This is a genomic window from Bradyrhizobium sp. WYCCWR15520 (assembly GCF_056174665.1).
On sequence record NZ_JBWBWM010000034.1, the window covers coordinates 69,359 to 79,501 of the forward strand.

Genomic DNA, 10,143 nt, shown 5'->3' on the forward strand with positions numbered 1-10,143 from the left:
ACGCGCTAATTCGCCGCCGTGCGGCGCTTGCTCCGGCCGGCGACGTCGGGATAGCCGTGCAGCATCACCTTGTCGGCCTGCACGCCCCAGCTTTCCAGGCGGTCCAGAAAACTCATGCCAAGCAGGTTGGTCTTCATCTGCCCGCGCGGCACCACCAGCGCCGGGATCGATTTTTCGACGAGCGCGCCGACCGCGAGACGATCGAGCGTCAGCCGCGCCGCCTTGGTGTGACCGCCGGCGGTTTCGACATCGACATTATATTCGAGCATCTCGATCGGCAGGCCGATCGCTTTCGCCGTTTCCCAGGTCAGCACCACCGAGGTTGCGCCGGTGTCGATCACCATCGGCGCCTTGACGCCGTTGATCTTGGCGTGGAGCGCGAATTCGCCGGCTCTGCCGCGCGCGATCTCCACGGCGGGCGCCGGCTCCAGGCTGCGTTGCCGCAGCATTTTCGATACCGAGTTGCCGGCGCGCGCGATCTGGTCGGGATCGCCATAGGCGACGACAGCGCCGGCGGTGGCCGCGAGCATCGCCAGGACGAGCAGGATGCGGATCACTTGGCGCCTCCGCAGGTTCGCCCGGTGATCAGCCGCGCTCGCTGCGCGGCGGTATCGGCACCAGACCGGCGTCCGCCATGCGCGCCGCAAGCCCTTCCATCACGGCCAGCCGCTCCGCCGTTTCCATGCGGTGCCAGCGCGCGATCTCCGGCAACGTTCGTCCGCAGCCGAAGCAGAGTTTGGTTTTGGGATCCATCATACAGACTGCGATACACGGCGTTTCTTTGCTCATTCGCTGATAGTGAAGTGGTTTACATCCCTTGCGCAAGCGCTTGCGGTCATAGTCCCGTGCCGGCACTCATGATCGGTTTGTGGCGCGCCCGCCGCTTCTCGTCGGCCGCCGTGACGGCGGGTTCCGGCTGCAGGGGCGGGGCCTCCTCGGCCATTGGCGCCAGCGCGCTCATCACGCGCTCCGGCGGGAAGGTGACGATGACTTCGGTGCCGATCCGCAGTTTCGATTTCAGCGTGAAGGTGCCGCCATGCATGTCGATCAGGCTCTTGGCGATCGGCAGGCCCAGGCCTGCGCCCTGTTCGGCTGATTTGATCGAGTTGGAGCCCTGGCCGAACGAGGCCAGCACGATCGGGATTTCGTCCTCGGCAATGCCGGAGCCGGTGTCCTTGACGCTGAGATATTGGCCGCCGGATGCGGTCCAGCCGACCTTGAGCCAGATGTCGCCGCCCGGCGGGGTGAACTTGATCGAGTTGGATATGAGATTGAGCACGACCTGACGCGTGGCGCGCTCGTCGCCCCAGATCCGGGGCATGCCGTGCTCGAACACCTCGTGGATAGTGATGCCGCGGCTGCTCGCGCGCAGCTTCAAGAGATGATGGCAGTCGGCGACGACGTGCACGAGCGCCACCGCTTCCTCGTTGAGTTCGTAGCGGCCGGCCTCGATCCGCGACAGATCGAGAATCTCGTTGATGAGATTGAGCAGGTGGACGCCCGAATGGTGGATGTCGGCGGAGTATTCCTTGTAGACCGCCACGGCGTGCGCGCCGAAAATCTCGCTCTTCATCACCTCGGAGAATCCGAGGATCGCGTTCAGCGGCGTGCGGAGCTCGTGGCTCATCTGCGCCAGAAAGCGCGACTTGGCGACGTTGGCGGATTCGGCGCGGTGCCGCGCTTCGTCCGAGATCGCCTTGGCCTGTTCGAGCTCGCCGATCAGCGCGTCCTTTTCGGCGCGCGCTTCCAGGGTCTGCAGCGTCGTCGAATGAAGCTGATGGGCCAGCAGCGCAAAATAGCATTCGGCGGCGACCGCCAGCAGTGCGAGGGCGTAATTATCGAAAGTGCCGCCCATCACGAAGTTGAGCGCGATCGCGGCCGTCACCGGCGCGGTTGCCGCCACCGCCGCGATCGGCAGTGTCGCCGCCAGCATGCTCGACACCGCGATCACCAGCAGCATCAGGAACATCATCATCGTGTTCGAGACGGTGTCGAGGCCGGCCGGATGCAGCAGGATCGCAGTCCAGCACAGGCCGTAGAGCAGGTCGAGCAGCACGAACCGCGTCTGCCATTTGCGCGTTTCGGCAAGCGTGGGCTGCTCGCGAAGGAAACGCTTGCAGTTGCGGATGATCGCGGCATGGATGCAGAGCATGCCGAAGGTCCAGACCGCGGCCGGCACGATATACTTCCAGAGGCCGAACAGCACGCCGGTCGCAACCACCAGCAGCATGACGACGAAGGAAGCCGATACCCGGGTCTGGGCGTATTGCCGGAGCAGTTCGGTATCGAAAGCGGGGCGCGTTCCGCTGGTCGACGTTAACCGATCGCGCGCCTCGCGCACCCGTTGTGCTGCCACGCGCCGCGTATTCACCGGTGGTGCGACCTGCGCTTCCGCCGGAAGCTGGACAACCTCAGGCTTTTCTGCGGCGTTACTCATCGAACAACACAAATCCTGCCCGCGAACCGCGCGGGCTCTTGCATTGTCTATCTGTGCCGCGAAATCATTAAGCGATGACTTAAAGAGCTAAAAATTCTCGTTAACGGGAAGTTAAAATTAACCAGTCGAGTGGAGGGAACCCCCGCTTCCGACAGGACAAGAAGCGGGGGTCTGGCTCGTCGCCTTAACCTGATTCTTTAACTCAGCGCTCCAGCCGGGCCAAAAGGCTCGACGTATCCCAGCGCTTGCCACCCATCTTCTCGACCTCGGCGTAGAACTGGTCGACGAGGGCGGTCACCGGCAGGTTGGCGCCGTTGCGGCGAGCCTCTGCAATGCAGATCGAGAGATCCTTGCGCATCCATTCCACCGCAAAGCCGAAGTCGAACTTGCCGTCATTCATGGTCTTGTAGCGGTTCTCCATCTGCCAGGACTGCGCCGCGCCCTTGGAGATGGTCTCGATCACCGAGGGGACGTCGAGCCCCGACTTCTTGGCGAAGTGAATCCCCTCGGACAGGCCCTGGACCAGGCCTGCGATGCAGATCTGATTGACCATCTTGGTGAGCTGGCCGGCGCCGGCGGGCCCAAGCAGTTTGCACATCCTTGCGTAGGCGCCGGAAATGATCGGCTCGGCAGCGGCATAGGCGTCTTCCTTGCCACCGCACATCACTGTCAGCACGCCGTTTTCCGCACCCGCCTGACCGCCGGACACCGGCGCGTCGATGAACTTGAAGCCCGCCTTGACGGCGGCGGCATCGAGCTCGCCGGCGACCTCGGCGGAGGCGGTGGTGTGATCGACGAAGATGGCGTCCTTCTTCATGCCGGCAAACGCGCCCTCGGTGCCGATCGTGACCGCGCGCAGGTCGTTGTCATTGCCGACGCAGCACATTACGAAATCCTGACCTTCGGCGGCCGCCTTCGGCGTCGGCGCGGTACGCCCGCCGAATTTGTCCGCCCATTCCTTCGCCTTGGCTCCGGTCCGGTTGTACACGGTCACTTCGTGGCCGCCTTTTTTCACCAGATGGCCTGCCATGGGGAAACCCATTACGCCGAGACCGAGAAAAGCGACTTTAGCCATGTGCGATACCTTGGAGTTTTGGCCGGCGACGTTGGGCCGGCCGGACGGTGTTTTTGGAGGAGCCGCACCATACCCGCTGCGCAGGGGAGGGCAACGCCTTCGTTGGTTGGCGGGGCCGGATTCGTGTTAGGATAGGTCCCTCAAGAACCTCACAAAAAAGGGAGTGACATCGCATGGGCGTCAGTGTCGGCGTGCTCGATCATTTCAATATCCGGACCCGCAACCTTGCCGATACGGTACGGTTCTATGAGGACATTCTGGGCCTGGAAAAGGGCGCCCGGCCCAACTTCGCATTCCCCGGGGCGTGGATGTACAGCGAGGGCAAGGCGGTGGTGCACCTCGTCGATATCTCCAAGACCGAGGAACCGCAGAAGCCGGATTCCGGCGTCGTCCACCATGTCGCATTCGCGAGCTACGGCTTTGACGGCATGAAGCAGCGGCTGGAACAGAAGGGCATGGCCTACGACTCCCGGCAGGTTCCGGGCGGCGACCTCTGGCAGATCTTCGTCAATGACCCCAACGGCGTCATGATCGAACTGAACTACGAGGCCGCCAAGGAAAAGACCGCTGCGGCCCCCGCCGAGCGGCAGGACGACGTGGGCGCGAGGTAGCCTTTTGCGCTGAACCGCTCTATTGGGTCGCATCGGACGGGCAAGGCGTTTTGGAACGCAGCCCCGCTCGCGGATTTGCTCCGGGGGCGGATCGGGCCGCGTCAAGAAAGCGCGTCGATACAAGCGAGTAGGGCCCGGTTCTCAATCGGAGCCGCAGGGGCTTCAGGAGATGCGCGAGTGAGCGTAACGCAGCAACAGGTTCTCGATTCCCTTAAGCAGGTGGCTTCGCCCCGTGGCGTGCCCCTGACCAATGCCAACGTGCTGTCGGCGATTTCGGTCACCGATGGCAAGGTGTTCTTCTCCATCAATGTCGACGCCGCCGAAGCGAGAGCCTGGGAAAGCGTGCGCGCGCAGGCCGAAGCGGCGGTGCGCGCAATTCCCGGCGTCAGCACCGCGATGATCGCGCTCACCGCCGAGCGCAAGCCGGGGTCGCCGCAGGCGGCGCCCGCGGCGCACCGGCATTCACACGGCGTGCAACCCGCTTCCGCCCACCGACCGCCGCAGGGCGCGGCCTCGCCGATGTCCCGGCAAGCCGAAATTCCAGGCGTTGCCGCCGTCATTGCGGTCGCCTCGGGCAAGGGCGGCGTCGGCAAGTCGACCACCGCACTCAACCTGGCGCTCGGCCTGCGCGACCTCGGCCTGCGCGTCGGCCTGCTCGACGCCGACATTTACGGCCCGTCGGTGCCGCGGCTGACCGGCATCAGCGAGAAGCCGCAACTCGACGACAACAGGAAGATGATTCCGATCAAGCGCTTCGGGCTGTCGATCATGTCGATCGGTTTCCTGGTCGAGGAAGACACCGCGATGATCTGGCGCGGACCGATGGTGATGTCGGCGATCACCCAGATGCTGCGCGATGTCGCGTGGGGCACGCTCGATATTCTCGTCGTCGACATGCCGCCCGGCACTGGCGATGCGCAACTGACGCTGGCGCAGAACGTGCCGCTGAAGGGAGCGGTGATCATCTCGACCCCGCAGGACCTCTCGCTGATCGACGCGCGTAGGGGCCTTGCGATGTTCAAGAAGGTCAACGTGCCGGTGCTCGGCATTGTCGAGAACATGAGCTATTTCCAGTGCCCGGAGTGCGGCACGCGCTCGGACATTTTCGGCCATGGCGGCGCGCGGCATGAAGCGGAACGGCTGGGTGTCCCATTCCTGGGCGAGATCCCCTTGCACATGTCGATCCGCACCACCTCGGACGAAGGTAATCCGGTGGTGGTGAGCGAGCCGGCCGGGCCGCATGCCGCGATCTACCGGGCCATCGGGACCAGGGTTCGCGACCAGCTTCAGGGCGCCATTGCCGCGGCGTAAGCTCGCCTTATGACCCCCATAAGACTTTGGTTTTAATCAGTGCAGTCATGCCTTTGTCGCGTTTTCGCTAGCCAACTTCCGTGTTAAAGCCGCCCCGCCAGAGCGCCCCGGATGACGCGGAATTCGCCCCGCCGGAGGACATGCTCCAGGAATATGGAAACGTCCCGTCTTAAGGAGACTTGAATGAAGCGTCGTGATTTTTTGAAGGTTTCAGCGGCCGGTGCTGCCGCGACAGCCGTTGCCTCGCCGGCGATCGCGCAATCATCGCCTGAGATCAAATGGCGCCTGACGTCGAGCTTCCCGAAGTCGCTCGATACCATCTATGGCGGTGCCGAGCAGGTGGCGAAGTACGTCGCCGAGATGACCGACAACAAGTTTCAGATCCAGGTGTTCGCGGCCGGCGAAATCGTTCCCGGTCTGCAGGCGCTGGACGCGACCTCCAACAACACCGTCGAGATGTGCCACACCGTCTCGTATTATTACGTCGGCAAGGACCCGACCTTTGCGATCTACGCCTCGGTCCCGTTCGGCCTCAATGCGCGCCAGCAGAATTCCTGGTGGTACCAGGGCGGCGGCATGGAGCTCGGCAACGAGTTCTTCAAGAAGTTCGGCGTGATCGGTTTCCCCACTGGCAACACCGGCTCGCAGATGGGCGGCTGGTTCCGCAAGGAGATCAAGACAGTTGCCGACCTCTCGGGCCTGAAGATGCGCATCGGCGGCATCGCCGGTCAGGTTCTGCAGAAGGTCGGCGTCGTGCCGCAGCAGCTCGCCGGCGGTGAAATCTACCCGGCGCTCGAAAAGGGTACCATCGATGCGGCCGAGTGGGTCGGCCCCTATGACGATGAAAAGCTCGGTTTCGCGAAGGTCGCGAAGTACTACTACTACCCGGGCTTCTGGGAAGGCGGCCCGATGATCCACTCCTTCGTCAATCTCGAGAAGTGGAATTCGCTGCCGAAGAACTACCAGGCGATTCTGACCAACGCCTGCGCGCACGCCAACACCTGGATGAACGCGCGCTACGACATGCAGAATCCGACCGCGCTGAAGCGTCTGGTCGCCGGCGGCACCCAGCTTCGTCCCTTCACCAATGAAGTGCTGGAAGCCTGCCTGAAGTCGACCAACGAGCTGTGGGCCGAGATCTCCGGCAAGAACGCCGACTTCAAGAAGTCGATCGATGCGATGCAGGCCTACCGCTCCGACCAATATCTGTGGTGGCAGGTTGCCGAATACACCTATGACAGCTTCATGATCCGCTCGCGCACCCGCGGCTGATTACGTCTTAAGTCGTAGAAAAAGGGGCCCGGCCTTCGCTAGGAAGGCCGGGCTTTTTTGTTTGCCCGTATAGTTCGGGATGGAAATCCGGAACCGATTGTTCCATGGTGGCTATGAAGGCCTCGCCAAGAAGGCCATGGCACGCATCACCAACAGGGAAGGATTCAATGAAAAGAAGAGATTTTCTTAAAGTGACCGGTATTGGCGCGGCCGGCGCCGCGACCTTGGCGGCCCCCGCTATTGCTCAATCGATGCCGGAGCTCAAATGGCGCCTGACCGCCAGCTGGCCGAAATCGCTCGACACCCTGTGGGGCGGGGTGGAGCTGATGGCCAAGCTCGTTGGCGAAGCCACCGACAACAAGTTCCAGATCCAGGCCTTCGCCGGCGGCGAAATCGTTCCCGGCCTGCAGGTGCTCGATGCCGTGCAGAACGGCACCGTCGAGATAGGCCATACCGCGTCTTATTATTACTTTGGCAAGGACCCGACATTTGCTTTCGGAACGGCGGTGCCGTTCGGTCCCAACCAGCGCCTTAACCAGGCCTGGTACATGCTGGGCGGCGGCAGGGACCTGCTCAACCAGTTCTACAAGGGCTACAACGTCACGTCGTTTCTGGCTGGCAACACCGGCTGCCAGATGGGCGGCTGGTTTCGCAAGGAGATCAACACCGTCGACGATCTAAAGGGCCTGAAGATGCGCATCGGCGGCTTTGCCGGCCGCGTGATGCAGAAGCTCGGCGTCGTGCCGCAGCAGCTCGCCGGCGGCGACATCTATCCCGCGCTCGAAAAGGGCACGATCGATGCGGCGGAATGGGTCGGGCCATATGACGACGAGAAGCTCGGCTTCAACAAGGTAGCGCCGCATTATTACTATCCCGGCTGGTGGGAAGGCGGCCCGATGCTGCTCGGCCTCGTCAACCTGGATAAGTGGAATTCGCTGCCGAAATACTATCAGAGCGTCATCGAGCAGGCCGGCCAGGCCGCCAATAGCTGGATGATGGCCAAGTACGACCAGGGCAACCCGCCGGCGCTGAAGAAACTGCTGGCAGGCGGCACCAAGCTGCACAGCTTCTCGCCGCCGATCATGCAGGCCTGCCTGAAAGCGACCAAGGAATTGTACGCCGAGACCGCGGCGTCCAACCCCAATTTCAAGAAGGTGCTGGAGTCCATGAACTCGTTCACGACCAACGGATACCAGTGGTTCCAGGTCGCCGAGCTCGGCTACGACAGCTTTATGGCGCGCAATCCTCAAGGCTGATCTTCGAGGCTGATCGCGTCGCAGCGGCCACGACAAACAAAACCCCGGAAGCCCCGGGGTTTTCCATATCTGGTCGGCCCGCGAACTTGGACCATGCTTCAAGTGGTGGACCGGCATTTCCTGGGCGTAATGGCCCGCCAAGGGCGAATATCTTGGCACGACGCCCTTGAAGATTCCCGTGCCGACATCCATGTACCATCTATACGGATGGTGCATGGAGGGTAAACAATGTCGAATAATGTCCGCGAACTCCGACCGAAGCCGGCCGATACGGAAAAAATCACGATCAATCTGGGTTATGTCGACCTTGGGCACGTCGACCTCATGGTCCAGGAAGGGTTCTACTCGAACCGAACCGATTTCATTCGCACAGCCATCCGCAACCAGCTCGAACGTCATGCGGATGTGGTCAAACAGTCGACTGCTCGGAAAAGTCTTGACCTGGGTCTGCGGAATTACAGCCGTGAGGATCTCGAGACGGTGCGACGAGCCGGCGAGATGCTGCACATCAATGTGCTGGGCCTTGCGACAATTGCCAATGATGTCACGCCGGAGCTTGCTCGCGCCACGATTGCCTCGGTCTCGGTGCTCGGAGCCCTCCATGCCAGTCCGGCGGTGAAAGCCGCGCTCGCCGACAGGACGCGGTGATGACGATGCTCAACCAGGACATCATTCGCGAAGCTACAAGTCTCACCCGCGCGGGCCGACTCGTCGAGGCCACGGCACTTCTCCAGCACATGCTTCGCGGTGAAAGGACGACGGACGCGACATTCCGCACCGATCCCATCGCCCTCCCAGGAGGTACGCCGTCAATAATAGACGCGAAAGCAAATTGGGTTAAGGAAACGGAGAGCTCGCAGTTACCGCGGACCACTTCCACTCAACCGCGCGAGTTCAACGCACCGTCAAATCGCACAAACAATTTTGCTGGGCTCCGATTGCGGGGTGCAACCAAGCGGACTCCGCTGTCGTCGCGCGACATCGTGCCGGAGCGTGCGAGATTTATCGACGGTAGCTATAGCAATTCTGCAGGAAGCCGTGCCTACAGGCTCTTCATTCCGAGTGGTTATCATGGGCAACCGCTTCCGTTGATCGTCATGCTCCACGGTTGCACCCAATCGCCGGAAGATTTCGCCGCCGGCACGAGAATGAACTTTGTCGCAGAAACGCAACCTTGCTTTGTAGTCTATCCCGCGCAGCGCAGCGAGGCAAATCAGGCGAAATGCTGGAACTGGTTTCGCACCACCGACCAGCAGCGTGACACCGGCGAACCCTCGCTTATCGCGGGGATCACGCGCCAAATCATGCGCGAGTACTCAGTTGATCCAAAGCGAGTCTACGTTGCCGGACTTTCGGCCGGAGCGGCCGCAGCCGCCATCATGGGAGCAACATATGGCGATCTATACGCGGCCGTTGGTGTACATTCCGGCCTCGCATGTGGTGCCGCCATCGACCTTCCGTCTGCGTTCCTCGCCATGCGACAAGGCGGCGGCTTCGACGATCGGGCGGTTTTAACCGACCGGCCAACTGTTCCGACCATTGTTTTTCATGGCGATCGCGACAGTACAGTGCACCCAAACAATGGCGATCAAATTATCAAGCAGTCCATCGAGGCAACGCGCACGGAGAGAAACGTGCATCGCGGGCAGGTGGCTGGAGGTCACGCCTATACTCGTACCGTCCATAGCGATGCCAGTGGGCGCCACGTCTTCGAGCACTGGAGCATCCACGGAGCCGGACACGCATGGTCGGGGGGAAGCTCCGTGGGCTCCTATACTGACCCGCGAGGACCGGACGCAACAAGAGAGATGCTGCGTTTTTTCCTCGAGCATTCGCTAGCGTAGCGGTGACAGACCAGAGATAGTCAGTCTCTGGCCCGTTGCTGACTTGCGTGACGAGCGCGCAGATGTCCGGTTTGTGGGGTGGAGCGGACTAGCGCCTGATGGGTTGCCGAGGTCGCCTGTTGACCCGAAGGCGAAGTCAGCGTGGCACGGGGCCAGTCACGCGCTATGTCCGCTATCGATTGAAGCAGAGGTCATTTCCGCAATGCAATTTGATCTTCCCCCGAAAAAATGGACAGGGTTAAGCTGCTTTTAGCTCCATCTCGATCGGGCTGATAAAGCCGATGGCGGAGTGACGACGAGTCCGATTGTAGAAGCCCTCGATATAGGCAAAGATATC

Annotated in this window: 9 protein-coding genes and 1 pseudogene; 6 read left to right on the plus strand and 4 right to left on the minus strand. The window is 62.0% G+C overall.

Translation table 11 applies throughout. The annotated features are described in order from the left end of the window. Positions 1-5 precede the first annotated feature (5 nt). The 4 genes and pseudogenes from AC0QUY_RS31940 to AC0QUY_RS31955 all read right to left on the minus strand — a co-directional run. Complete coding sequence (locus AC0QUY_RS31940) at positions 6-557, minus strand: TIGR02281 family clan AA aspartic protease (protein WP_475390144.1); 552 nt, start codon at positions 555-557, stop codon at positions 6-8. Between the two features lie 28 nt (positions 558-585). Continuing rightward, a complete protein-coding gene (locus AC0QUY_RS31945; RefSeq protein ID WP_161855365.1) occupies positions 586-789 on the minus strand; it encodes a DUF1289 domain-containing protein in 204 nt (67 codons plus the stop codon). Between the two features lie 46 nt (positions 790-835). After that, positions 836-2,437: a sensor histidine kinase gene (locus AC0QUY_RS31950; RefSeq protein WP_161855364.1), complete on the minus strand. Its 1,602-nt coding sequence runs from the start codon at positions 2,435-2,437 to the stop codon at positions 836-838. A 202-nt stretch (positions 2,438-2,639) separates the two neighbouring features. Next, positions 2,640-3,527: pseudogene (locus AC0QUY_RS31955) on the minus strand (NAD(P)-dependent oxidoreductase); the annotation flags it as partial. 158 nt (positions 3,528-3,685) lie between these two features. On the opposite strand from AC0QUY_RS31955, the gene AC0QUY_RS31960 reads away from it, so the two are divergent. From AC0QUY_RS31960 to AC0QUY_RS31985, 6 genes are all read left to right on the plus strand, one after another. Next, complete coding sequence (locus tag AC0QUY_RS31960) at positions 3,686-4,123, plus strand: VOC family protein (RefSeq protein WP_475390145.1); 438 nt, start codon at positions 3,686-3,688, stop codon at positions 4,121-4,123. Between the two features lie 177 nt (positions 4,124-4,300). Continuing rightward, complete coding sequence (locus tag AC0QUY_RS31965; protein WP_475390146.1) at positions 4,301-5,434, plus strand: Mrp/NBP35 family ATP-binding protein; 1,134 nt, start codon at positions 4,301-4,303, stop codon at positions 5,432-5,434. Positions 5,435-5,617: 183 nt separating this feature from the next. Next, positions 5,618-6,706: a TRAP transporter substrate-binding protein gene (locus AC0QUY_RS31970; RefSeq protein ID WP_475390147.1), complete on the plus strand. Its 1,089-nt coding sequence runs from the start codon at positions 5,618-5,620 to the stop codon at positions 6,704-6,706. 167 nt (positions 6,707-6,873) lie between these two features. Then, positions 6,874-7,962, plus strand: a complete 1,089-nt coding sequence (locus AC0QUY_RS31975; protein WP_475390148.1) for a TRAP transporter substrate-binding protein — start codon at positions 6,874-6,876, stop codon at positions 7,960-7,962. Between the two features lie 228 nt (positions 7,963-8,190). After that, positions 8,191-8,610, plus strand: coding sequence for a CopG family transcriptional regulator (locus AC0QUY_RS31980; protein WP_475390149.1), 420 nt, complete (start codon positions 8,191-8,193; stop codon positions 8,608-8,610). 5 nt (positions 8,611-8,615) lie between these two features. Further along, entirely contained in the window at positions 8,616-9,806 is a 1,191-nt protein-coding gene (locus AC0QUY_RS31985; protein ID WP_475390150.1) for an extracellular catalytic domain type 1 short-chain-length polyhydroxyalkanoate depolymerase, read from the plus strand. The last annotated feature ends 337 nt before the right edge of the window (positions 9,807-10,143 follow it).